The organism is Devosia sp. Z6_126, assembly GCF_058133495.1.
Genome location: NZ_JBYUNO010000001.1, coordinates 582,190 through 606,700, shown reverse-complemented (window position 1 = coordinate 606,700; position 24,511 = coordinate 582,190). Strand labels below are relative to the sequence as shown.

Below are 24,511 nucleotides of genomic sequence, written 5' to 3'. Positions count from 1 at the left end.
GACGATAGCTTGAGCATACCGGATTACAACCAGTTTATCACTGGTATTAGCGCTTGAGCTCTAGGACGAAATCATAAACGTCGCCCTTGTAGCGGGACTCGGTGAACTCGACGATCTGGTCGTCGGCCAAAAAGCAGCGGCGCTCCATAACGAGCAGTGGTAGGCCAGGCTCACACTGGAGGTGCTGCGCATCCCCTGGCGAAGCCGGGCGAGAACGCATGCGCTGAATGGCGCGCTGCGGCATGGCGCCGGATTTTTCCAGGGCTTCGTAGAGCGACTGGCCGACCGCGTCGGGCGAAGCCAGAAAGCGCGTGGGCACCGCCGAAGTCTCAACGGCCATCGGGATCCCGTCGGCTGTGCGGATGCGCTTCATGCGAATGATCGAGCTTGCCGTGGAGATTCCCAAGGCCATCATTTCGGCCGGGGAGGGTCGGCTGATTTCTTTGGAAATCCAGATACATCCGGGCTGCAGGCCTCGAGCACTCATGTCCTCGGAGAAGCTGGTAAGGGTGGATAAGGATTTTTCAACCCGCGAGCCGATCACCGTACGCGCCCCGTGGCGGCGATGCACCAGCCCATCCTCGACAAGCAACTCGATCGCCTTGCGCACGGTCACTCGGGAAACGCCGAGCCCTTCGGACAGCGTGCGTTCGCCCGGCAGCGCCGCGCCGGGCCTGACCCCATTGCGGTGAATGGCGGCTTTAAGTGCAATGCGAAGTCGCTTGAATATTGGCAGCTTGGGGTCTGCCGCCGCCGTGTCGGCTTTCAGTTGGCTCAAAAATGCATCCGCATCCATGGCTCTCGCTCCGTGCCGGTTAGCGCCGAAACATTCTTGTTGAATATGCCACTTGCTGCAACTGGTATTAAACCTTGCGCAAAAACAACCGAGAGGGACGCCACCGAGCTCTAGCCGAGGTAGAGTACTTTAGCCGAGGAACGGCGGCGCGTTGCCACGCACTTTGGTAGTCCGATGTCGGTATTAGGCAGTAGGAAACTGCCGGTAGGTTACAGGCCCCAAGCCTGCCACCGTGAGTTCTTATCGGCCATCTTCCGGCACGTTATCCCCCTCGGGTTTTTAGAAGGAGAAACCGCGACGAAGCGGTCATTCCGATCGCCGTCAAGTTGAAGCGGTAAACAGGCAGCCAAAGCGGCTGGTTTCAGCCATCTCTCCTAGAGTCCAATCGGTTGCCCTCGGGATTGGAGAATAGCGTCAATCAAAGAGTGCACCTCCAGAACATCACGGCCGGAGGCGGCCGGTTTCCCGTCTCTGGCGATAGCGTCGGCGAAGTCGAGGATCAGGGCTTGATGGGCATCGGCAGAAAACCCCATCGGATCGGGGCCTGAGCCGCTGCCGGCGTCATCGCCGGCAAAATCTAGATTGGTGCCGTCATGCAATCGCACGGTGAGCTGGGAGCCGCCGAGGCGGGCAGTGCCGTGCGAGCCGATGAGTTCCAGAATATCGGGATACCCGGGAAAGGCGCAGGTGGTGGCGCTGATGCTGCCCAGCGCGCCATCTGCAAAGCGCAGGCTTGCCGCAGCAATGTCCTCGCCCTCCATGGTGTGGATCGGACTTGTGGCAACAAAGCCGGTGACGGTTTGGGGCAGACCAAGCAGCGAAATCATCAGATCCAGATTGTGGATCGCTTGGGTCAGCAGCACGCCGCCGCCGTCGCGAGCAAAGGTGCCGCGCCCGGGCTCGTCGTAATAGCTTTGCGGGCGCCAATAGCTGGTGCGGGCGGCGACATGCACCAGCCGCCCAAGGCGTCCGGCGGCCAGCAAGCGCTGCAGCTCAAGGGCCAGGGTTACGCCGGCAGTTTCCGCCGTGTCCACGAGGCGCTGGGCGCGCGCCAGGGTGATTTCGAGCGGCTTTTCCAGCAGCACATGCTTGCCGGCCGCGGCGGCGCGCTCGACGATTTCAAGATGGGTGTTGGGTGGGGTCAGCACTAGAACGGCATCCACGCGCGGATCGGCAAGAACAGCATCGAGCGTGTCTGTGGTGGGCAGTCCATGCGCCTGGGCAAATGCCGCGCGGCGCTCGGGCGAGGGGCTGAAGGCGTGGAGCACCTCGATGCGCTTGCGCAGGTTCAGGAGCGCGCGGGCATGGGGAAGCGACGCCATGCCCAGCCCGATCAAGCCAACCCCAAGCTTTTGCGTCATCGCTGCAGTCCCCTTCAGGCGCGAGTCAGCCGATTGCTGGTGGCGCTGTCAAACAAATGCGTCGTCTCGGGCTGCGGCGCTAGCCAGAGCTCGTCGCCAATGCTGGCGCTCAGCCGCTGGCGCAGGAGAGCCGAGATGCGGTCCTCGCCCAGCTGCAGCACGACAAAGGTTTCCGAGCCGGTGGGCTCGGCCGTGACGATCCTGCCGCCAAGGCCCTGGCCGGCGGGCGCGAGGGAAAGATGCTCGGGCCGGATCCCCAGCGTTGCGGCAAGGCCGTCGGGGGCGCCAGAGCCCGCCTGCACCGGCAGGCGATAACCGCTGGCGGTTTCAAACACCTGCTGGCCCTCGAGCAGGCGCACCGTGCCGGCAAGAAAGTTCATCGCCGGCGAGCCGATAAAGCTCGCTACGAACATATTGGCGGGAAAATCATAGAGATCGAGCGGCGTCCCGGTCTGCTCGACCACGCCGGCGCGCATGACGACGATGAGATCTGCCATGGTCATGGCTTCGATCTGGTCGTGCGTCACATAGATCGTGGTGGTCTTGAAGCGCGCATGCATGTCCTTGAGTTCGCCGCGCATTTGCACGCGCAGCTTGGCATCGAGGTTGGAGAGCGGCTCGTCAAAGAGGAACACCTGCGGCTGGCGCACAATGGCGCGTCCCATGGCAACACGCTGGCGCTGCCCACCCGAAAGCTGCTTGGGATAGCGATCGAGATATTCGCTGAGCCCGAGGATCCGCGCGGCTTCCCCGACGCGCTGCTCGATCTCGGTCTTGGACTGCTTGGCCAGCCGCAGCGAAAAGCCCATGTTTTCCGCGATGGTCATATGCGGGTAGAGCGCATAGTTCTGGAACACCATGGCGATGTCGCGGTGCTTGGGCTCGACATCGTTGATGACCCGGTCCCCGATCGAGATCTCGCCCTTGTCGATGTCCTCGAGCCCCGCAATCATGCGCAGCAGGGTTGATTTACCACAGCCCGATGGGCCCACCAGCACCACAAAGGCCCCATCGGGCACCTGCACATTGATGTTGCGGATGATATCGGTGGGCCCAAATGACTTGGCAACATTGCGGATTTCTACGGCAGCCATTCATGCACCTGCATTGTGGGGGAGGGGGCTGGCCACGCCCATGCGCTCCGCCGCTTCGATAGCGGCAAGCAGGCTCAGGCCCGTATGGTAGCCCGGATCAAGATCGGGGGTGGCGGGGACGAAATCGACGGCGCCGTCGCTCGTCATGGTCTGGTAGGCAATGGCCGGCTCGCCGCGCCAATAATTGGCAAAAAACGCCGCATGGGCGCGGCGCCAGACCTCGAGCACCCGTTCAACGCCGGTACGTTCCAGGCAAAGAGCGGCGCTGCGGATGGTTTCGGGCAGCGACCACCAAGGGCAATAAGGGCTGATCGGCTCCCCCGTGGCAACTGACACTGCCAGCCGCACGCCGGGCGGCTGGAAACCGGCGGCAAAGGAGGCCAGCAAGATGTCCTGCAACTGCACGACGAGGGCCGGGTCAGCATCGGGCGGGAGATAGTCGAGGGCAAAACCCACCAGTTCGATCCCATGCCCGACATTGCAGGTATCGGCATCCGGCGCATTGCGCAGCAAGCCGGAGGCGGGATCGAGATGGCTTTCGAGGACATGGGCGATAAAGCGGTCAGCAAAGGAGGCGGCCTCAATCCGGCCGAACCGCTTGAGCATGCCCGCTGCGCCCAAGAGGATCATGCGCGGGCCGAAATCATCCGGCTGGCCGGCCGCCCCGGAAGCGGCAAGGGGCTGGCGCTCATCCATCTGGAAGCGGCCGGTTTCGATGGCATCTACGAGGGCCGGCAGCTGCGCGAGATAATCGTCGAGGCTTGAGCGGTCAAAGCGCGCGGCGGCGGCAATAAGGCCCTTGAGCACGAAAATGTCGGAATAGGTGTAGATCTCGGGCGGTTGCGCTTGTGGAGCCGTGCTGCCGTCTGCAGCCGCAATCACCGGCTGAAGGTGCTCGTTATAGCAGAAGTAAGCATGGCCATCGCGCGCCCACAATGATTGCAGGGTCGCGTAGAGCGGGCGCGCCACTGCGTCTACGGCGGCGGTGAGGCCCGGATCGGTTAGGGCAAAGAATGCAGCATGGGTGACGAGGGCTTCGAGTCCGCGGCCCTGGATCCAGCCATAGGTAAAGCCGGGGCCGCGCAGCCCATCGGCCGGGCCGTAGTCGGCCAGGGTAATGCTGTTCTGCTTGCTGTTGAGAAAGCCCGGGCCAAGCAGCGGCCGGGCCAGCAGCCAGCGCAGGCTTGCCGCGTTGGCGTCGGTGTAGATGCCGGCCGCTTCCCCGATGAATGGCGTGGGCTGGCTCATTCCTTGAGCCCCGTGCTGGCGACGCCCTGCACGAAATTGCGGCGCAGGAGGACAAAGAGCGTAATCGAGGGGATGAGCACCAGAGCCGAGGCGGCACTGAGGCGCCCGAGATCCACGGTAAAGCCGGTCTGAAACAGCGCCAGTCCTACTTCGATCGTGTAGGCCTCGCGATTGGTGGCCACGATCATTGGCCAGGCAAAGGCAGTCCAGGCCTGGAAGAACGCCAGCACGCCAAGGGCACCCAGCGCCCCCCGCAGCAGCGGCAGCACGATGCGAAAAAAGATCCAGAGTTCTCCCGCGCCATCGATCCGCGCCGCTTCGAGCAGTTCATCGGGGATGGAATGGATGACGTTCTGGCGGATCAGGAAGATGCCAAAACTCATCACCAGATAGCCCAGCAGCAGTCCCCAGATGGAATTGAGGATGCCAAGGCTTTGCGCCTGGAAATAAAGCGGGATCATGTAAACTTCGAACGGCACGATGGCGGTCGCAAGGACCAGCGCGAAGATGACATTGAGAGAGGTGTAGCGGAACTTGGCCAGCACATAGCCCGCAATGGAGGAAGTCGCGAGGATCGCCAGGGTCGAGAGCACCGCAAACAGGATGCTGTTGAAGATCCAGCGCAACAGCGGCGTGTCCTGCAGCACCGCGGCGAAATTGTCGACGGTGGGGTTGGCCGGAATGATGGTGGGCGGCCAGGCCAGCATTTCCTGGGGCGTCTTGAAGCCGTTGGAAACCAGGAACACGAGGGGCAGCAGCATCAGGAGGCTGAAGACCAGCAGCACCAGGTCGATGCCGCGATCAACCAGCGTCTTGCGCAGGCGCCGGCTCTTACCGCTGGCGGTGGAACGGGTGGAGCTCATGCGCGGCCCCTTTCACGCAGCAACGAGAACTGGATCAGGGTCAGAACGAGGACGATCAGCAGCAGCACCACCGCTTCGGATGCCGCATAGCCGACGCGATAATTGCGGAAGCTGTTTTCTAGCATGTCGAGCACCAGCACCCGCACCTGGCGCCCCGGGGCGCCCTGGGCGTCGGAGGCCAGCACGAAGGCCTGAGCATAGACATTGAAGCCCGAAACCAGCGTCACCACCGAAACATAAAGGGTGATCGGCTTAAGCATGGGGATGGACAGGAACCAGAAGGATTGCGGTCCCGAGGCACCATCGAGCTTGGCCGCCTCGAACAGCGAAACGGGCAGGCTCTTGAAGCCCACGAGGTAGATCAGCACCGCATAGCCCAGCGCCTGCCAGGAGCAGAGCACGATGACGCTGATGACCGACAGGGTGGGGTCGAACAGCCAGGCCTGCGGCTCAAAGCCGAGCGCGGTCAGAAGGGCGTTGAGCGGCCCGAGCCGAGCATCGAAGATCCATTTCCAGGCCATGGCGGCGGGCACGAGTGAGACCACATGGGGCAGGAAGATCGCGGTTTCGTAAAAGCCGGAAAGGCGCGAGCGCGTCCGGTAGTGGATCATCGCAGCCAGGATCATCGCGGTGGGGATGGTGATGATCAGAACGCCAAAGGCGATGATGGTGGTGTTCAGCAGCGCTTCATGGAACAGCCGGTCGCCCATCAGTTCCCGGAAATTGGCCAAGCCGATAAAGGGCTTGTTCTTGGAGAGAATGTCCCATCTGTGCAGGCTAAGCCGCAAGGTCTCGAAAATGGGATACATGCGCAGCCAGGCGAACAAGGCCAGTGTTGGCAGGATGGCGAGTATCGCAAAGAGCCATCTCTTGCGCCGCAGCATTGCATTCTCCGCTCGAAACGGCCTGGGAAAACGAGCTTTCCCAGGCCAGCCGGTATCTGGAAACTGGCTTACTGAGCCAGCAGGCCTTCGCGCTCGAGCAGGCCGTTGATCTCGTCCTGCGTGGCGGTGAGGACCGCATCGATCCCCGCGTCGTCCGTGGCGAGCGCCGGATTGGCGAAAGCCTCGGTCAGCCGCGCAGCGGTGCGGGTGAGGATTTCCTCGACGGGTCCGATATTGGGCAGCGAGAAGAACTCGTAGCTTTCAGGGTAATCCACAAAGGCGGCGAGTGCGGGCTTAGCTTCGAGGATCGCGCTGTAGTCAAGGCCCGACCGGTTGGGCAGCCAGCCCACATTGTCGAGCAGCCAAAGCAGGTTCTCGGGGTCGTTGGCGGCCTGGGCAAACGCCCATGCGGCCTCGGCCTCGGCACCTTCGCCGCTGATCCAGAGCGAAACGGGCGCCACAATCGAGCCGCGCGGCAAGGTGGCGGTCGCATACGGCAGGTCGGGGGCCTTGGCGGCGATGTCCCCGATCACCCAGGACTCGCGGATGAACATGGCGGTCTGCTCACGCTCGAAAGCTTCGGCATCGGCGGGCATTTCGATGGTGACAGTTTTGAGAGTGTGGACGTTTTCAAGATATTGCTTGAGCGCGGCTCGACCCTGCTCATTGGCAAAATCGGCCTTCCAAATGCCATCGGCGTCCTGCTCTACCAAGCTCTCGCCATACTGGAACATATTGATCCAGAACTTTTCGGCAATGCCCTGGCCGCCACCGGACAGGCGCAGGCTCCAGCCCGAGACAGTGGGGGCGCCATTGGCGTCGCGCTTGGTCAGGGCCTCGGCATATTTGGTGTAGTCCGCCATCTCAGCCGGCGGCTCGGTGAGGCCTGCGGCCTCGAACATCTCGGTATTGTAGTAGAGCGCGCTCTGGCCGCGGAAGAGAGGCAAGCCGTAAACGGTGCCGTCATAGCTGGCGGAGTCGCGGAAGAAATCGTTGAAATTGGCGGGGTCCTGCACAAAGGCGGTGACCTCGGCGGGCGCTTCGTTGAAGAGGCCGTTTTCGAGATAGCGCGTGGCCGTGGAGGTGCCGAGCTCGATCACTTCAGCCGCTTCCCCGGAGGTCAGCCCCAGGGCCAGCCGCTTTTCGTGCTCGCGCAGGGCAATGGCCTCGACGCGGACGCTGAGATCGGGATAATGCGCCTTCATGCTCTCGGCGACATGCTCATAGAACGGGGCCAGTTCCGGATAGCCGCTCCAAACGCGGATTTCCTGCGCTCTGACGGCGGGCGCCATAGCGATTGCGGCCAAGCCCAGTGCTGAGCCCAGCAAGGCCAGCCGGTATGAGCCGGGCAGTGAATGACGGCGTAGCTTCGACACACAAGCCATGTGAGTTCCCCTTTGTTCGCGCGTTCCCTTTACACACGATAATCGAAGTCTGTTATGCAACCGGTTGCGCTGTCAAGTGGCGTTCGCCGAGCAGCGCAGCGGCGGCATCGGCCAAAGCTTCGGCCGAGCCGGGCGCAAAAGTGCCCGGCATGCCGATGAAGCGATGGGCTTCTTCCACTTCATAGCCGCCAAAGCCGAATTCGGAGCGCGGGGGGATATAGCCGGGATTGCCTTCAGCATAGGCCAGCACCAGGGCTGGTCGGCCTCCGCAGGCCGCGCGCACGGCAAGGCCGGTTTCGGTAAAGACCTCGCCGGGCATGGCAATGATGGGAATGCCGCCCCAATCCAGCAGGCCCACCCGGGCGCGCCACTTGCCGGGCTCAACGTGGTGATTACGCTCGGCCCATTCGATCCAGGTATCAAGAAGAGCGGCCCGTACCGGCTCAGCCCCTAGGCGCTCCGCGCGCCAGCGGCCCGCAAGTTCAGGCAGGGGCGTCGTTTCCAGCCGGGTGAGGGCCAGATCAAGCTCCCGGTGCGCGGCGCCGACAGGCCCGGTGAAAAGCTCTCCGCCGGCCGCCAGGGCGGCAGCGCCGATGCGCTCGCCCAGGCGCTGCGCGGTGGCAAAGCTGCGCTCGCTATTGGCGGCCAGCGTCCAGGACGCTTGGGCGGTATGGCCCGTGTTCACGTCCCCCGCGCACCCCGTGAGGAACAGCGCTACGGCGCCGGGATGAGCGGCTTCGAGCGGTTGGCGGACATAGAAGGGGTAATCCGCCGTCATCTCCCGGTTATCGGCCCCGAGCACGACGGGGTGGCAGGCATAGGAAGTGATGACGGCAAGGCAATGGCCGGCCTCGTCGTGGATGCGGATCACGGGCACCGAGCGATCGAGCGGCCCATCGGGGTGGCGGCGGTTCCAGGCAACGCCGGGATCCCCACCCATACCGGCGGTGATCGTGGCCGCTCGGCGGTTGGCATGCGCCAGTCGGAGCGCTTTGACAGCGCCGTCTTCGATGCGTTGCAGGAAGGCGGGCTCGGCGTCGCGGCCGAGGCGGCCTTGCATGGAAACGGGTGCGCCATGGGTGTGGGTGGCGGCAACGATGATGTTGTCAGCAGGCACGGGGGCGCGCTGGCGGATGCGGGCGGCCATGTTTTCATGCAGGCCAATGACGTCGAGCACGACAAGGGCCGTGTCGTTGACCGCGACGGCGCGGACGGTCAGCGGGTCATGGGTGCCGGTCGCGGGTAGGGTGCGGGCCACAAAGCCTGCCAAATGCAGCCCGGCTGTCGGGGTGATGTCCACAACCGCCGCACCTGCCTCGATCATCCCACAACCCTTTCGCCCGCCAAAAATACGTCTGTGATGGTCAACGTTGCTGCGCCCGGTTGCCAGAAGAACCGCGTCACATCGGCCCGTTGGCCCGGCGCGAGCAGGCCGCGCCCGCCCATCAGCCGCCCGGGATTGCGGGTGGCAAGGGGCAGGATCTCGGCAAGGGGGATTCCGCTGACCGCGATGGCAAAGGCGATGTTGCGGTCGAGCAGATGGCCGGCGCCGGCCAGATAGGGCGTGCCGGCAACGCTAAGCCGGCCTTCGCTCGAAACATCAACGGCGCCGCCGATCGGGCTCTGGTAGCGGCCCGGTGGCAAGCCACCCAGGGCGGCGGCGTCGGAAACCAGGATGGCATGCTCGAGCGTCTTGGCGCGCAGCATGGATTTGAGCGTGGCAGCGGGGAGGTGATGCCCATCGGCGATGAAGCTGGCGGTCAACCGATCATCGGCCATCTGCGCCCAGATAAAATTGGGGTGACGTGGGAGCGTGCTGGCAGCGCCATTGCCCAAATGGGTGGAAAGACTGGCGCCCGCGTCGACTGCTGCGGTGATCTGCTCGGGCGTGGCGCCGGTATGGCCCAGCGATACCAGCACACCCTGGGCGACCAGGGCGGCGATATAGGCGGGGGCTTCGGGATAGTGAGGCGACAGGGTCACCAGCCCAATCAGGCCGTCGACCGCGCTTTGCCAGCGGGCAAATTCCTCAAGGCTCGGCGGCCGCACATGCTTGAGCGGATGGGCGCCGCGGGGGCCGTCGGCAGGGTCGATCGAGGGACCTTCGACATGCACAAAGCCGATCATCTGCGCGAGCAGCGGGCTGGCCCGCCGAGCGGCGGCGATGCCGGCCAAGGCGGCGCACAGATCGGGCTCGCTCGCGGTGATGAGGGTAGGGGCAAAGGCGGTGACCCCGGCCGCCAACAGGTGACGCGCGAGCTGCTCGAGTGTTGCAAGGCTGGGCGGGCCGGAATTGAGGTCGTGCCCGCCATAGCCATTGACCTGCAGGTCCACAAAGCCGGCGGAGAGGAAAGGGGCGTCCGGCGCCGCTTCTCCCGGCTCGATGCCCGCGATCAGCCCGTCGCGGCACAGCAGGGCCATGCCTTGCCGGCTTGCCGGATCGCGTCCAACAATGCGGGCTTCGCTGCTCACAGCCAGCGCACGCGATCGCGGAAGCGGGCGAGGAACCGGCCATTGGCTTCGTCGCCGCCCGGCGCATTGCCGCTGCGCCAAATCGGCGGCTCGACGCCGCGTTCGGCCAGCTTGGCGACCGTGCGGATCACGAGGCAGTTGAGAGCAAAGGCATTTGCAAAGGTCGAGACGGCGGCGATGTTTTCGCCGACGCCATCGACGCTCACCAGCGCATCGCCAATCGGCACCTTGGTATCGATGGCGATATCGACGATGTCGTGCAGGTTCTGCTTGCTGGGGTGGCGGGCCGGATGCGTCGGCGCACTCCCAATGGCATGGGCGTGGGAATTGAACCCGATTAGGAATGCGCCCCGCGCCCGGGCGGTGATGGCGGCATCGATCAGGGCCGAGTTGATGCCATAGGCGTTGGTGAGCAGCAGCAAGTCGCCCTCGCCCAGGCGCTGGTCGTCGATGACCACCTTGCCATAGCCGGGCGTGCGCTCGATGGCCATGGAACGTAGCGCGCCGTTGGAAAGCAGCGTGCCTTCATCGAGAATGGCGCTGACATGCATGAGCCCGCCGGCGCGAAAGAAGATCTCCTGGGCCGCAAGATTGGAGTGCCCGCCGGGGCCATAAACATAGACCAGCCGGTCGGCGGCGACTTGGTCGGCAACGCGGGCCGCGGCGCGGTCGAGCGCATCGCGCTCCTCCAAGAGGATCGTCTGCATCAGCGCGGTTACATCCGCCAGATAGCCCCCGCACAGGGCATCGGCATCGATGGAGCAATCATTAGACACCGGGGTCTGACTCCGCATCAAGATAAAGGGTGCAATCGGGGTGCTGGCGCAAGATGCTGGCAGGACAGGCGGTGCTGATCGGGCCATACAGCGTCGCCTCAACGGCGGGCCGCTTGAGCTGACCTGGCACGACGCAGAACAGCTGGCGGGCGCGCAGGAGACGCGGCACCGTCAAGGTAATGGCCATTTTAGGCACGGCATCAAAGCTTGGGAAGCACTTGTCGTCCACCTGCTGCTGGCGGCATTGCTCGTCGAGGGTGACGATCTTGACGTCAAGCGGATCGGCGAAATCGGCCGCCGGCGGATCATTGAAGGCGATATGGCCGTTCACGCCGATGCCGAGGCAGACAAAATCTATCGGGGCCTGCGCCAGCAGTTGCTCATAAGCCGATGCGACGGCCTGGGGCTCGGCGCCGGGAATGATGCGATGCAGCTGGGCAAAAGGCAGGCGGGCAAAGAGATGGGTGTCGAGCCAATGGGCAAAGCGCTCGGGCGCGTCGGGTGCCAGCCCGATATACTCGTCCATGTGGAAGCCGGTAACCCGCGTCCAATCGATGCCTTCGGCCGCGCCAAGCGCCGCCAGCATCTGCGACTGGCTGGGGGCCGCCGCAAAGATCATGCGCACCTGCGCTTGTTCGCCGAGGGCGCGGCGCAGCGCCGAGGCGATGTCCTCGGCCGCTGCATCGCCCATGGCCGCTCGGCTCGAAAAGCTCCGGACATTCATCAGGCCTGCGAGGCGGGGTGTGGCGGGGCTGGGAGCAGCGGCAAGCGTCAAGGGAAAACCTCCTGCGCGGGGCGCGCGAGACATGCGGATACCCGGCTTCACCTCAACTATTTAATGCAACCGGTTGCATGTCAAGCGGCTTTGACTATCTTTGCTGGGCCGGGGCGTGCCATGACACTCCGGTTCAGCCAGAGACCTCGCCGATGCCGCCTCGCCAGAACAGACCCACGATCAACCAGGTCGCCGAGGCGGCTGGTGTGACTAAGTCCAGCGTGTCGCGGGCATTCACGCGCCCCGAAATGCTTAGCGGCGAGACGGTCCGCAAGATCTTTGCGGCCGCCGAAGAGCTTGGCTATGTCCCCAACCATACGGCGCGGGCGCTGAGCACCGGCCGGCATGGCAATATCGCGCTGATCGTGCCCGATGTGGCCAATCCGTTCTTTCCCCCGTTGATCCGGGCTGCCCAAGCTGAAGCCGACCGTTCCGATTATTGCGTGTTCCTGGGAAACTCCGACGAGAAGCCCATGCAGGAAGACAAGCTGATCGGCAGATTTGGCGGGCAGGTGGAAGGCTTTGTGCTAGTCTCCTCACGACTGAGCGATGCGCAGATTATAGAGCACGCCGGGCGCGCACCCTTGGTTCTGATCAATCGCGACGTGGCGGGTATTCCGCGAGTTTTGATCGACAGCGAGACAGGGGTCGCGGAAGCCGTGGCCCATCTCGCCGAGCTTGGGCACCAGAAACTGGTTTATGTCGGCGGCCCGCACGGCTCGTGGTCCAACAAGCAGCGGCGCAGCGCCGTACGACGGGCCGCTAGAAAGCTCGGGCTCGACGTGGCCGTGATCTCCAACAAGTTCCCAGCCTTTGAATTGGGCCGCAAGGTTACCCCAAGCGTCCTGGCAACGGGGGCAACGGCGGCCATCGCCTTTGACGATCTGACAGCCCAAGGCATGTTGGCCGAACTGGCCGAGCAGGGCGTGGCAGTGCCCGACGATTTCTCCCTGGTCGGTTGCGACGACGTGCTCGGCGCGGCGACGTTTCCCGCACTGACCACGGTATCCAACCGCTCGGTCGAAGCGGGCAAGACAGCCCTTCACCTGCTGATGGAAATGCTCGAGAACCAAGCCAGCCGAGATGTTCGCCATGTGCTCGACACCCGCCTCGTCGTCCGCAAGACTACTGGCCGCGCTGTAAGTACGCTTCGGTAACGCTTTGTTTCACCGGGGATTACGAATGCGCAAACTGGCAGTCAGGCGAACGCTGGGTGATGGGCAGCTCGGCGCCCCATTCGGCCGCCCCTAACGCCCTTGCGATTACCCGAAAGCTGCCACGCACTCAGGCCTGTAACTGGGGAGCGGGGTGGGTTGAGTACTGGGATCGAAGTGTACTGAGAGTGACTTCGAGCGTGTTTACGGTTGTTGGCTACACCGAAAGCCAGACGGACACTTGGCCCTCATCCCGCCTCACCGTGTGCACTATGTTCCGGGAGTGGCAAGCGTCCATATTGGGTTTGCTGCACTATGCCGAATGAGTTTGTCGGTCTTCGGTCTTTGCTGGCTGATCCGCCGCGTAGGCTCGAGCCAGGAACGCGCAGACAATGAGCTGTATCTGGTGGTAGATCATCATGGGCAGGATGAGCAGGCCCAGGGTTTGGCCGGCAAAGATGATATTGGCCATCGGCAGGCCGCTGCCCATGGATTTCTTGGAGCCGCAAAATACCACCGCAATCTCGTCCTCGCGGGAAAAGCCCAGCTTTCGCGAGATGGTCCGCGTGGCGAGCAGGACGGCGGCCAGCAAGGCGACGACCACAACCAGCATCACGACCAGGTCGAGCCCCCCCACCTGCTGCCAGGCATTGGCCGCCATGGCGTCGGAAAAGGCGAGGTAGGCCACACAAATGATGGAGCCGCGCTCGACGAAGCGGACCACGCGCGGATGCGCCCGCACCCAGCCGCCCACCCACTTCTGCAGCAACTGTCCTAGGATGAACGGCGCCAGAAGCTGCAGCGCCACGCCCTCGACCGCCTCGATATTAACCCCTCCTTCGCTGTGCAGCAGCAAGGTCGCCAGCAGCGGCGTGATGAACACGCCCAGCATGTTTGAGGCCGAGGCCGCCACGACGGCTGCCGAGACATTGCCACCTGCGATGGACGTGAAGGCGATCGACGACTGGATCGTCGAGGGCAGGATGCACAGGAAGACAAATCCCAGGAACAGATCCGCAGAGAGCAGGCTTGGCACCAGCAGGCTAATGGGGAGCGCCATCAGCGGAAACATGATGAACGAGCAGGCGAGTATGGTCAGATGCAGCCGCCAGTTTGCGAGGCCCGACAGCACCGTCTGCGGCAGCAGCTTGGCGCCGTGCAGAAAGAACAGCAGCGCCACGCTGGCCTGGGTGAAGATCTGCAGTCCATCCGAAGCAACGCCGGAAACCGGCAAAAGGGAAGCAATGATCGCTGCCAGCACGAGGCCGATGATCAACGGATCCGGCCGAAGCCGGGCTATAAGACTCATGTTACGGGAACCTGCTCGGTAAGGGTGCCGTCTTCGGCAAGAATGTCGCTGAGCCGGGTCCACACGGAAAACACGTGCGCGCGCAGTTCTGTTGCAGCGCGGGCCGGATCGCGCGCTTCGAGCATGCGGATGATCTCCCCATGCTCGCGCACCGCCGTATCCCAGCTCTGGGCTGCCTGGTGGGCAACGAACCGCAACCGGTAGACGCGGGCATTGAGGATACGGTGGTGTTCGATCAGCACCTCATTGCGGGTGGCCCGGACGATGCCCCGATGGATCGCCTGGTTGTTCTCGAAGTAGCTGAGGCGATCCTTGCGGGCCCGGTGGGCCAGCATTTCATAGTGCAGCGCCCATAGCTCGCCGATATCGGCATCGGTCATGCTTTCGCAGGCCAGTTCCGCCGCATAGCCCTCGAGCGCGGAGAGCACCTGGACAACCTCGAAGACTTCGCGCCGGGACAGGATCGCCACCGTGGCGCCGCGATGGGGATGCAGGTCGACGAGATATTCGCCAGCCAGGACCTTCAGCGCCTCGCGCATCGGCGTGCGCGACACACCGAGCTGATCGGAGAGCTGGCGCTCCCGGATGGGCTGGCCCGGCTTGAGCTCGCCGCGCAGGATCATTTCGCGCAATTGCTTTTGCACGCGCGCCACCTTGGCGCCGTCGGAGACTTCCGACAGCGCCGGCTGCATCGCCCCAGCATTGTCCTGCACGGTCATGGTCTCGTTCCCCCGGGCGCGCCGATATGGCTCAGTCAATCAGCGCACCGGCAATCTTGCCCAGCAACGTCTGGGTGACGGGCTTGTCCAGCCACCGGATGACGACCACCAGATCGCGCGGTTCATCGATCCAGATAATGTTCGAGCCCCCCCCTAGCGCGAAGACACTGCTCTCCGGAACCGATGGATAGAGCGTGCGCCCGGTATTGAGCCACCATAACAGTCCATAATTGTGATTATGCCGAGAAGGGGAGAGCATTGCTTTTACCCACTCTTCCGACAGCAATTGCCTGCCATTCCACTGGCCGCGACGGCCGATCAGCTCGCCCAGCCTGGCATGGTCGCGGCTGTTGATCAGGATGCCGCCACCCCAATGGCCGCCACCGGGCACCGACTGCATCGGGGTTCCATCGATATCGACCCAACTGGTGTGGTAGCCGTTCCACCGCCACGTATCTGAGCAGCCGATCGGGTCCATGATGGTCTGCTTGAGCACCTCGGGCAGCGGCTTCCCGAACAGTCGCAGCAGGCTCAACCCCAGGCGGTTGACCCGGACATCGTTGTATTCGAAATGCTCGCCCGGCTGCTTGAGGTCGCGGCTTGAGCCCTTGGCATTGCTGGCCCCCGACACGGTAGCCGGCCCGACCTGGCGATGCCAATCCACCGAATCGGGACGCTCGAACAATTCGCCATGCCATTCGCTGGTCTGTTCGAGCAGATGTCGCCAGGTGATCGAAGCATTGTGCGCATCGTCGAAGCCGCCGTCTTTGACCCGCTCGCCAACGCGCTCGTCGATCGACCCGAGCAGGCCCTGGTCGATGGCAATGCCGGTCAGGATCGCCAGGTAGCTCTTGGCAATCGAGAAGGTCATGTCGCAGCGTTCGGTGTCGCCCCACGAGGCCACCAGCTTGCCGGCGCGCAGCACCAGGCCATTGGCACCACCTCGTGCGAAAACGGGCCCCATCGGCTGGTTGTAGGGCGGCTTGTCGTCCACATGCGCCGATCCGACAAATATGCCGTCGATATACATGTCGCGCGGCCACTTGGTTTCGCTGGCCTCGGCCATGACGACTGCCTCGGCCAGCTCGCCGGCATCGAAACCAGCCTCCTCGGGCGTGATCTGCGACCAGTGCGGATTTGCTGCGATGGACAGGCTCATCTCATCCCTCTTTGGCATACCGGTTTGATGCACAGAATTTAGCGCGTTTCTGACTGTGCACATTTTTTGGATTGCGCTCGCCCAATTTGGTATGCAATCTTTCTCCTACGGTCAATAAGGGGATGACTGAAACATGACGGCTACGGGCGAACCCATCCTGTCTGTACAAGATCTCTTGGTGCATCTGCGCAGCGGTGACGGCGCCGTGCGCGCGGTCGATGGCCTCAGCTTCGACATTCACCCTGGCGAGACCCTGGGGCTGGTGGGGGAATCGGGCAGTGGCAAATCCATCACGGCGATGTCGCTGATGGCTCTGATTCCGCGGAAAAACATCAGCAACATGAGGGGAAAAGTCCTGTTTCGCGGCGAAGACCTGCTGAGCAAGACACCGCGCCAGATGCAGGCAGTGCGCGGCAAATCCATCGCCATGATCTTCCAGGAGCCGATGACGTCGCTGAATCCGGTGCTCAAGATCGGCTTCCAGATTGCCGAGACGCTGATCAAGCACCAGCAGCTGTCGCGCAAGGCGGCCGAGGCGGCTGCCGTCAATTTGCTGTACAAAGTTGGTATACCATCGCCGAAGCACCGCGCCGGGGAGTATCCGCACCAGCTCTCGGGCGGCATGCGGCAGCGGGCCATGATCGCACTCGCCATCGCCTGCGAGCCTGCCTTGCTGATCGCCGACGAGCCGACCACGGCACTCGACGTCACCATCCAAGCCCAGATTCTCGAGCTCATCGACGACCTCAAGCGCGAGCTGAACATGGCCGTTCTGCTCATCACGCACAATTTCGGGGTGGTCGCGCAGACCGCAGACCGGACCGCTGTGATGTATGCCGGTCGTATCGTCGAGCAGGCACCCACGACCGAACTATTCGACGCCCCCAGCCATCCCTATACGAAGGGCCTGCTGCGGGCCATGCCGCGGATCGGCTCCAAGGCCAATGCCAAGCACCAGCGGCTGGTGGAAATTCCAGGGATCGTGCCGCGGCTGACCGAGACGCGCCACTATTGCAGCTTTGCCGCACGGTGCGAGCGGCGCTTCGAGCCATGCTTTGCCGAACAGCCGGCAACGACCCCGGTCGGGGAGCAGCACAATGTCAGGTGCTACGCCCAGCAGGCGCGGCAAGGAACCAGCCAATGGAAAATGGAAGCGCCCGCCTGATGCAAGCGCCACAGCGACAGCCCCTGCTCAAGGTTCGGGGCCTTACCAAGCATTTTGTCATCCGGGGCGGCGTCTTCGAGCGCGAACAAGGCCGTGTCCGAGCGGTCGAGAATATCGACCTCGATGTCGCGCGCGGACAGACGCTGGGCCTGGTCGGCGAAAGCGGCTGCGGCAAGTCGACGGCGGGCCGGCTCATTCTCAACCTGATCACGCCTGATGCCGGCGAGGTCGATTTTGACGGCACATCGCTGCAGAAATCCACGCCATCCGAGATGCGTGCGCTGCGGCGCGACATGCAGATGATCTTCCAGGACCCTTATGCCTCGCTCAATCCGCGGATGACCATCCGGCAGATCATCGAGGAGGCGCTGATCGTCCACAAGCTGGGCGATGCCAAGGAGCGCCTCGATCGCATCATGGCGACGCTGCGGGCCGTCGGCCTGCGTCCGGAAATGGCCGACCGCTATCCGCACGAATTCTCCGGCGGCCAGCGCCAGCGCGTCGGCATCGCGCGCGCCCTGGTGCTGGAGCCCAAGCTGATCGTCGCCGACGAGCCGCTTTCGGCCCTAGATGTGTCGGTCCAAGCCAGCGTGATGAACCTGATGGAGGACATCCAGAACCAGTTCGGGATTTCCTTCATTCTCATTGCCCATGACCTCGCGGCGGTCGAGCACCTGAGTGAAAAGGTGGCGGTGATGTATCTTGGGCGTGTGGTCGAACTGGCCAGCGCGGCGCAGATTTACAGCGACCCCAAGCACCCCTACACGCAACTGCTGCTGTCCTCGGTCCCCTCGCTCGACCCGCGCGCGCCGCGCAACTGGAGCCGGATCAAGGGCGAAATCCCCAGCCCGATGAATCCGCCCAGCGGCTGCCCGTTTCACACGCGCTGCCCGCATCGCATGGAGGTGTGCAACCAGAAGGTTCCTGCGCTGCAGATCCTGCCCGACGGCGGACGTGTCGCCTGCCATCTGTTCGGAGAAACCGAGGCCGAACCTGCTCTTTTTCAAAACCAAGCAAGGAACTGAACATGCTAAGCTACCTTAGGCTGCCGCGCTTGCTCAAGACGATGACCACCAGCCTGCTGGTCGGAACAGTTCTGACCATGTCGGCCCTGGCCCAGGAGAGTACCCTCCGTTATGCCACTGGCACCGACGCACAGACCCTCGACCCCCAGTTCGTCACCGATATTCCGACGGCGCGTGTCGTCACCCAGTTGCATGAAACGCTGGTCTATCCCAATGCCGTTGGCGAAGTGGTCGGCGTGCTGGCCGAAAGCTGGGACGTCAGCGAAGACAATCTGGCCTGGACCTTCCACCTGCGCCAAGGCGTGACCTTCCACGACGGCACCCCGTTCACCGCCGAGGCGGTGAAATACACGTTCGACCGCATCATCGACCCCGCAGTCGCTTCGCCGCGGGCCAGTTCCGCCGAAGCCATCGCCTCGGTCGAAGTCGTCGATGACTTTACCGTCGTGATCACGACCGAGACACCCTACGCTCCGCTGCTGGCGCAGCTCACCGCCTACAACCTCGCCATCATCAGCCCGACTGCCGGCGAGGCCATCAACAGCGACTATGGCGATGCGCCGGCTGGCACGGGCCCGTTCAAGCTCGGCGCCTGGCAGCCCGGCGAGCGCCTGACCCTGCTCCGCAATGAAGACTACTGGGGCGAGCAGACCGCCTCCGAAGCCGTCGAATTCATCGTCGTGCCTGAGGACAGCGCGCGCGTGCTGATGCTGATGTCGGGCGAGGCAGACGTGGTTTCCAACGTGCCACCGGTCATGGTCGAGCGCCTGCAGGGTGCGCCCGGCGTCAAGATCGCCGAAGTCACCGGCTATCGCACCATCTATGTCGCCATGAATCTCGAAATGGAGCCGTTCGACGATATAAGGGTTCGCCAGGCCGTCGCCCATGCCATCGACACGCAGGGCCTGCTGCAGGGCGTCATGGGCGGCATCGGTACCGCGGGCGGTGGTCTTGAATCCGCCGTCATCCCCGGCGCAGCGGAGATTCCGCCCTACGAATTCAACCCCGAACGTGCCCGCGAACTGCTGGCCGAAGCGGGCTACCCCGACGGCCTTGACGTTGACTTCTATGTCCCCACCGGCCGCTACATCAATGACCGCCAGCTCGGCGAGGCGATTCAGGCACAATTGGCGGAGGTCGGCATCAACGTGAACCTCCAGTCGCCTGAATTCGGGTCCTACACCGCCATGCTGCGCGAGAAGAACCGCATCCCCTTCTTCCTGCTCGGCAAGGGCAGCCCGACCGGCGATCCCGACTTCACGCTGACTATCAACGTCCACAGCGACGGTAGCGGCAATTACGGCAATTACAGCTCGGACGTCGTCGATACCCTGCTTGAGGAGCAGCGCGCCACGGTCGATATCGAAGAGCGCCATGCCCTGCTCGGCGATATCCTGCAGCAGGCCTATGACGATGTGCCGTGGGTGGTGCTGTTTTACGAGAACCAGATCTTTGGCCAGCGCGACACGGTCACCGGCGTCGAAATACTGCCCAACGAGAACGTGCTCTTCGCCAACGCGCGGGTCGAATAGTCCCGGTCTGCCTCTCGACCGGGCGGCGCCCCCGCCCGGTCCTCCCTTTCCCGCCGTTCGAGTGGTGCCATGGTCACGTTTCTGGCAAGACGACTTCTGCAACTGATCCCGGTGCTGTTCGGGGTGTCGGTGCTGGTCTTTCTCATGATTCACCTCATCCCGGGGGACCCCGCGGTGCTGATCGCGGGCTTCGATGCCCGCGAGGCCGATGTGGTCCGGATCCGCGAGGCGCTGGGTCTCGATAAGCCGCTGCCGCTGCAATATGTCCAGTTCATCGGGCGCGCGCTGATCGGCGATTTCGGTGAAAGCTTCCGCACCGGCCGGGACGTCATCGACGAAATCGGCTTCCGCTACTGGAACACCCTGTCACTCGGCCTGGCCGCTGTCACTTTCGGCACGGCGCTAGGCATCTTCACCGGCATCCTGACGGCCGTGTTCCGCAACGGCTGGTTCGACAGCTCGGTGCTCACGGTTTCGCTGCTCGGCATTTCCATGCCGCCATTTTTTCTCGGCATCCTGCTGATGCTGTTCTTCTCGGTTTTTCTGGGCTGGCTGCCGCTGACCGGCATGGGGTCGTGGCAGCATTTCATCCTGCCCACGCTGACGCTCGGTATTCCAAACGCCGCCATCATCTCGCGCATCACACGGTCGAGCCTCGTCGAGGTGCTCAACCAGGATTATGTCCGGACCGCGCGCGCCAAGGGCATGTCGGAGGGCATCGTCATCAATCGCCACGCGGTGCGCAACGCGCTGATCCCGGTGGTCACCGTGGCCGGGCTGCAGATGGGCTACCTGCTGGGCGGGGCGGTGGTGACCGAGACGGTTTTCGCCTGGCCCGGGATTGGTCGGCTCATCGTGCAGTCGATTTCGGCGCGCGATTTTCCCGTCGTGCAGGCCGCCGTGCTGCTGCTGGCGGTGACCTTCGTGCTCATCAACCTCTTCACCGACCTGCTCTACCGACTGCTCGACCCACGGATCAAACTGAAATGACCGACCTTACCGCCGCCCAGTCCGGCCCGCTGCCATTGCCGCCCGAGATCGTCGACGACGAAGTGCCGGTGCGCCGCGCCCGCTGGAAGCGGGTGATCAGCCAGATGCGCAAGTCCAAGCTCGCCCTGCCGGGCGGCGGCATAGTGCTGCTCTTCTGCATCCTAGCCGTGCTGGCGCCGTGGATCGCACCCCACGACCCCTACAGCAATGACCTGATGGTGATGCTGATGCCGCCGAGTTGGACGCATCCGTTCGGCACCGACGAGCTGGGCCGCGACATCCTCTCGCGCATCCTGCACGGCGCGCAGCTGTCGATCTTCGAAGGCCTGTTCTCGGTGGCGCTCGCCATGTCCATCGGCGTGCCGATCGGCATGATCTCGGGCTATGCAGGCGGCCGGGTCGACAGCTTCATCATGCGCTTCATCGACATTATGCTGGCGTTTCCCGGGGTGCTGCTGGCCATCGTCATCGTGTCCATCCTGGGCCCCAGCCTGATCAATGCGATGATCGCCGTGGCGATCTACACCATCCCCATCTTCGCTCGCCTGGCGCGCGGCTCGACCCTCTCAGCCAAGGAAGAGCCCTATATCGAGGCCTGCCACGCGGCCGGGATGAGCCATGTCCGCATCCTGGTCAAACACGTCTTTCCCAACATCTCCAATACGCTCTGGGTAATGGCCACCCTGCGCGTGGCGCTGGCCATCCTGACCGCCGCCAGCCTGTCGTTTCTCGGGCTCGGTGCGCAGGCACCGTCCCCGGAATGGGGTGCCATGCTGGCCACCGGCCGCAACTACATGCTGATCGCCCCCCACACGGTGATCTTTCCCGGGCTGGCGATCGTGCTGCTCGTGCTCGGGATCAACCTTTTCCAGGACGGGCTGCGACTGGCGCTCGATCCCAAAATGGCGGAACGCTGATGACCGACAACGAACTACAGGCGCGCCTCGACGCCTATATCGAGGACAACCGGGAGCGGTTTTTGGAGGAGCTGTTCGTCTTCCTTCGCCAGCCCTCGATCTCGACCCAGAATATCGGCATGCAGGACTGTGCAGAACTGCTGGCCGGGCTGATGCGCGACGTGGGCATCGACACCACCATCATGCAGACACCGCGCCATCCGGTGGTATATGGCGAGATCATCAAGGAGGGCGCGCCCACCGTCCTTGTTTATGGGCACTATGATGTGCAGCCGCCCGAGCCGCTGGAGCTGTGGACGTCGCCGCCCTTCGAACCCGAGGTCCGCAATGGCAAGATCTATGGCCGGGGGACGTCGGACAACAAGGCGCAGATCTTTATCTATATCAAGACCATTGAGGCCTTGCGCGCGGTGGCCGGCGACGTGCCGCTGTCGTTTAAGTTCCTCTATGAAGGCGAAGAAGAGATCGGCAGCCCGAGCCTCGAGCCCTTCGTGCAGCAGAACCGCGACCTGCTCAGGGCTGACATCACCTATTTCTCCGACAGCCATATCCACGAATCCGGGCGGCCGATGATCATCCTGGGGCTCAAGGGCATGGTCTATGTCGAGCTGACGGCACGCGGTGCGCGGATCGACCAGCACTCGATGCGCGCGACCGGCGTGCCCAACCCGGCCTGGCGCCTGGTCTGGGCCCTCAACACGCTCAAGGGCCCCGACAACAAGGTGGCGATCGACGGCTTTTATGATGACGTCCGACCGCTCACCAACCTCGAGCGCGACACGATCGCCCGCATTCCGGTTGATGAGCAGGGGCTGCTCGACTTCTACGGCATCGACACCCTGCTACCCGGCCGGATCGAGGACGGCTATTACTATAACCTTATCTCCGAGCCGACCTGCAACATTGCCGGAATCGTCTCGGGCTATACCGGGGAGGGCTCCAAGACCGTGCTGCCGTCGACGGCTAAGGCCAAGGTCGACATGCGCTTGGTGCCCGGCCAGAAGCCGGCCGACATCCTTGAAAAACTCAAGCGCCATCTGGTCCATCACGGCTTCGGTGATATCGAGGTCGAGGGCTTCAATTTCCTGACGCCCTCGCGCAGTCCCATCGACCATCCGGCCCTGCCGGTCATCGTCGAGGCACTGAGCGACGCCTATGGCCTCGAGCCCCTGGTCTTCCCCGGCATCGGTGGCGCCGGCCCCAACTATGTCTTCACTGACATCCTGGAGCAGCCCTGCTTCGTGGTGCCGCATGCCACCCATGACCAAGCCAATCATGCCCCCGACGAGAGCATGGACGTGGCTGGCTTTTTTAACGGCATCCGCACCGGCGTCCGGGTCTTCCCCGCGCTCGCGACAACGCTGCCGCGGCCCTGAACCCATCCGCCGTACCATCGCCTGACCACACAAGAGGAGTCCCTTGATGGCCCGCCCCTGCGACCTCGATGCCGTAGAAGCCCGCCGCCTGATCGGCTTGAAGCAGCTTTCGCCGGTCGAACTGCTGGAGTCCTGCATCAGCCAGATCGAAGCGACCAACAGAAGCGTCAATGCCTTGGTGGTGAAGTCCTACGATCGCGCGCGGGTCGAGGCCAGGGAAGCCGAACGCGCCGTGATGGCCGGAGACAAGCTGCCGCCGCTGCATGGCCTGCCGGTTGGCATCAAGGACCTCAATGAAACCGAGGGCATCACCTCCGCCTATGGCTCGTTGATGTACCGCGATCACGTGCCCGATAAGGACGAGCATATGGTGGCCGCAGTCCGGCGCGCCGGCGGTATTATCCTGGGTAAGACCAACACGCCGGAATTCGGCGCCGGCGGCAATACGAACAACAAGCTCTATGGCCCGACCCGCAATCCCTTCGATCTCAGCAAGACCTGCGGCGGCTCCTCGGGCGGGTCCGGCGTGGTGCTGGCCGCAAACATGATGCCGCTCGCCACGGGCTCCGATACCGGCGGCAGCTTGCGCCTCCCAGCAGCGTTTAACGGGGTGGTGGCGCACCGTCCTTCACCCGGCATCGTCCCCTTCGAGCGGCGCTCGCAGGCCTTCTCGACCTACCAGAGCCAGGGCCCGATGGCCCGCACCGTCGCCGACGCGGCCCTGCTGCTGGCCGCAATGGCCGAACGTTATGCCATCGACCCGATGGCCTATCCGCTGGACCCCAACCAGTTCCTCACCCTCCCGGAGGTGGATCTGTCCGGCCTCAAGGTGGCGATCAGCGAGGACCTCGGGATTGCCCCGGTGGCGCGTGCCGTGCGGAAGGCCTTCCAGGATCGGGTCAGTCGATTTGCGGGCGTTTTCAGCGAGGTGCAGCACCGCGATCCGGACTTTAGCGGTGTGCTCGACGTCTTCTGGTATCTGCGCGGCGTCTACATGCTGGCCAAGCACGAGCATATCTACGAGACCTATACCGACGACGTGAACCCCAATGTCCGGTCCAACGTGGCTGCTGCGCTCAAGATGGAACCCCGCAAAATCGGCTGGGCCGCGCGCGAGCAATATCGCCTGATGCAGGACTTCACGGCCTATATGGAAACGGTCGACATCCTCATCTGTCCTGCCGTCACAGTCACCCCGTTCGCCTTCGAGGACCTCTATCCGACGGAAATCGATGGTGAGCAGATGGAAAACTATGTGCATTGGGCCGCGATGACCTCATCGCTCACCGTCACCGGCAATCCGGTGTTGGCGATCCCGTGCGGGCTCGACGAATATGGCACGCCGTTCGGCATCCAGCTCGTGGGAAAGATCCATCGCGATCGCGAGCTGCTGGCCATTGCCCATGCGATCGAAGCGTATTTCCGCGCGGACCCGATCCTGGCCCGGCCCACGCCGCCTCTTGTGGGTAGACCCTTGATCTAGCCACATAACTATGTCCGCAACTAAAAGG

22 protein-coding genes are annotated in these 24,511 nt (G+C 63.6%); 8 read left to right on the top strand and 14 right to left on the bottom strand.

All coding sequences use genetic code 11. The features are described from left to right. Positions 1–46 precede the first annotated feature (46 nt). From AC3YOG_RS03035 to AC3YOG_RS02985, 11 genes are all read right to left on the bottom strand, one after another. Complete coding sequence (locus AC3YOG_RS03035; protein ID WP_489934014.1) at positions 47–796, bottom strand: GntR family transcriptional regulator; 750 nt, start codon at positions 794–796, stop codon at positions 47–49. Positions 797–1,170: 374 nt separating this feature from the next. Continuing rightward, positions 1,171–2,157: a Gfo/Idh/MocA family protein gene (locus tag AC3YOG_RS03030; RefSeq protein WP_489934013.1), complete on the bottom strand. Its 987-nt coding sequence runs from the start codon at positions 2,155–2,157 to the stop codon at positions 1,171–1,173. Positions 2,158–2,171: 14 nt separating this feature from the next. Then, positions 2,172–3,251 (bottom strand): ABC transporter ATP-binding protein, encoded by a 1,080-nt coding sequence (locus AC3YOG_RS03025; protein WP_489934012.1) that lies wholly within the window; start codon positions 3,249–3,251, stop codon positions 2,172–2,174. Then, positions 3,252–4,499, bottom strand: coding sequence for an AGE family epimerase/isomerase (locus AC3YOG_RS03020; RefSeq protein ID WP_489934011.1), 1,248 nt, complete (start codon positions 4,497–4,499; stop codon positions 3,252–3,254). Further along, positions 4,496–5,362 (bottom strand): carbohydrate ABC transporter permease, encoded by an 867-nt coding sequence (locus AC3YOG_RS03015; protein WP_489934010.1) that lies wholly within the window; start codon positions 5,360–5,362, stop codon positions 4,496–4,498. Before AC3YOG_RS03015 ends, AC3YOG_RS03020 begins: the two co-directional genes overlap by 4 nt. Beyond that, the gene (locus AC3YOG_RS03010; RefSeq protein WP_489934009.1) at positions 5,359–6,246 is read right to left on the bottom strand and encodes a carbohydrate ABC transporter permease; all 888 of its coding nucleotides are present in this window, start codon (positions 6,244–6,246) and stop codon (positions 5,359–5,361) included. The genes AC3YOG_RS03015 and AC3YOG_RS03010 overlap by 4 nt, the downstream gene beginning before the upstream one ends. A 68-nt stretch (positions 6,247–6,314) precedes the next feature. Continuing rightward, positions 6,315–7,631, bottom strand: a complete 1,317-nt coding sequence (locus AC3YOG_RS03005; protein WP_489934008.1) for an ABC transporter substrate-binding protein — start codon at positions 7,629–7,631, stop codon at positions 6,315–6,317. A 52-nt stretch (positions 7,632–7,683) separates the two neighbouring features. Continuing rightward, positions 7,684–8,955 carry an alkaline ceramidase gene (locus tag AC3YOG_RS03000; RefSeq protein ID WP_489934007.1) on the bottom strand — a complete coding sequence of 424 codons (1,272 nt, stop codon included), beginning with the start codon at positions 8,953–8,955 and terminating at the stop codon, positions 7,684–7,686. Next, the gene (locus AC3YOG_RS02995; RefSeq protein WP_489934006.1) at positions 8,952–10,103 is read right to left on the bottom strand and encodes an N-acetylglucosamine-6-phosphate deacetylase; all 1,152 of its coding nucleotides are present in this window, start codon (positions 10,101–10,103) and stop codon (positions 8,952–8,954) included. Before AC3YOG_RS02995 ends, AC3YOG_RS03000 begins: the two co-directional genes overlap by 4 nt. Further along, positions 10,100–10,879, bottom strand: a complete 780-nt coding sequence (locus AC3YOG_RS02990) for a sugar isomerase domain-containing protein (protein ID WP_489934005.1) — start codon at positions 10,877–10,879, stop codon at positions 10,100–10,102. Before AC3YOG_RS02990 ends, AC3YOG_RS02995 begins: the two co-directional genes overlap by 4 nt. Beyond that, entirely contained in the window at positions 10,872–11,654 is a 783-nt protein-coding gene (locus tag AC3YOG_RS02985) for a glucosamine-6-phosphate deaminase (protein ID WP_489934004.1), read from the bottom strand. Before AC3YOG_RS02985 ends, AC3YOG_RS02990 begins: the two co-directional genes overlap by 8 nt. A 152-nt stretch (positions 11,655–11,806) precedes the next feature. On the opposite strand from AC3YOG_RS02985, the gene AC3YOG_RS02980 reads away from it, so the two are divergent. Further along, positions 11,807–12,811, top strand: a complete 1,005-nt coding sequence (locus tag AC3YOG_RS02980; protein ID WP_489934003.1) for a LacI family DNA-binding transcriptional regulator — start codon at positions 11,807–11,809, stop codon at positions 12,809–12,811. A gap of 310 nt (positions 12,812–13,121) precedes the next feature. Here AC3YOG_RS02980 and AC3YOG_RS02975 read toward each other — a convergent pair whose 3' ends face one another. Genes AC3YOG_RS02975 through AC3YOG_RS02965 form a run of 3 tightly spaced genes read right to left on the bottom strand, consistent with a single transcriptional unit; the run spans position 13,122 to position 15,995 of the window. Continuing rightward, complete coding sequence (locus AC3YOG_RS02975) at positions 13,122–14,117, bottom strand: bile acid:sodium symporter family protein (protein ID WP_489934002.1); 996 nt, start codon at positions 14,115–14,117, stop codon at positions 13,122–13,124. Continuing rightward, positions 14,114–14,836, bottom strand: coding sequence for a GntR family transcriptional regulator (locus tag AC3YOG_RS02970; protein WP_489934001.1), 723 nt, complete (start codon positions 14,834–14,836; stop codon positions 14,114–14,116). Before AC3YOG_RS02970 ends, AC3YOG_RS02975 begins: the two co-directional genes overlap by 4 nt. 31 nt (positions 14,837–14,867) lie before the next feature. Beyond that, entirely contained in the window at positions 14,868–15,995 is a 1,128-nt protein-coding gene (locus tag AC3YOG_RS02965) for a serine hydrolase domain-containing protein (RefSeq protein ID WP_489934000.1), read from the bottom strand. 133 nt (positions 15,996–16,128) lie between these two features. Between AC3YOG_RS02965 and AC3YOG_RS02960 the strand changes: the two genes are divergently transcribed. From AC3YOG_RS02960 to AC3YOG_RS02930, 7 genes are all read left to right on the top strand, one after another. Further along, entirely contained in the window at positions 16,129–17,160 is a 1,032-nt protein-coding gene (locus AC3YOG_RS02960; protein ID WP_489933999.1) for an ABC transporter ATP-binding protein, read from the top strand. Further along, positions 17,136–18,185, top strand: a complete 1,050-nt coding sequence (locus tag AC3YOG_RS02955; RefSeq protein WP_489933998.1) for an ABC transporter ATP-binding protein — start codon at positions 17,136–17,138, stop codon at positions 18,183–18,185. The genes AC3YOG_RS02960 and AC3YOG_RS02955 overlap by 25 nt, the downstream gene beginning before the upstream one ends. A 2-nt stretch (positions 18,186–18,187) precedes the next feature. Continuing rightward, a complete protein-coding gene (locus AC3YOG_RS02950; RefSeq protein ID WP_489933997.1) occupies positions 18,188–19,717 on the top strand; it encodes an ABC transporter substrate-binding protein in 1,530 nt (509 codons plus the stop codon). Between the two features lie 69 nt (positions 19,718–19,786). Beyond that, positions 19,787–20,707 (top strand): ABC transporter permease, encoded by a 921-nt coding sequence (locus AC3YOG_RS02945; protein WP_489933996.1) that lies wholly within the window; start codon positions 19,787–19,789, stop codon positions 20,705–20,707. After that, complete coding sequence (locus AC3YOG_RS02940; protein WP_489933995.1) at positions 20,704–21,624, top strand: ABC transporter permease; 921 nt, start codon at positions 20,704–20,706, stop codon at positions 21,622–21,624. Before AC3YOG_RS02945 ends, AC3YOG_RS02940 begins: the two co-directional genes overlap by 4 nt. Next, positions 21,624–23,000 carry a M20/M25/M40 family metallo-hydrolase gene (locus AC3YOG_RS02935; RefSeq protein ID WP_489933994.1) on the top strand — a complete coding sequence of 459 codons (1,377 nt, stop codon included), beginning with the start codon at positions 21,624–21,626 and terminating at the stop codon, positions 22,998–23,000. The genes AC3YOG_RS02940 and AC3YOG_RS02935 overlap by 1 nt, the downstream gene beginning before the upstream one ends. Positions 23,001–23,046: 46 nt before the next feature. Next, positions 23,047–24,483, top strand: coding sequence for an amidase (locus AC3YOG_RS02930; protein ID WP_489933993.1), 1,437 nt, complete (start codon positions 23,047–23,049; stop codon positions 24,481–24,483). Positions 24,484–24,511 lie beyond the last annotated feature (28 nt).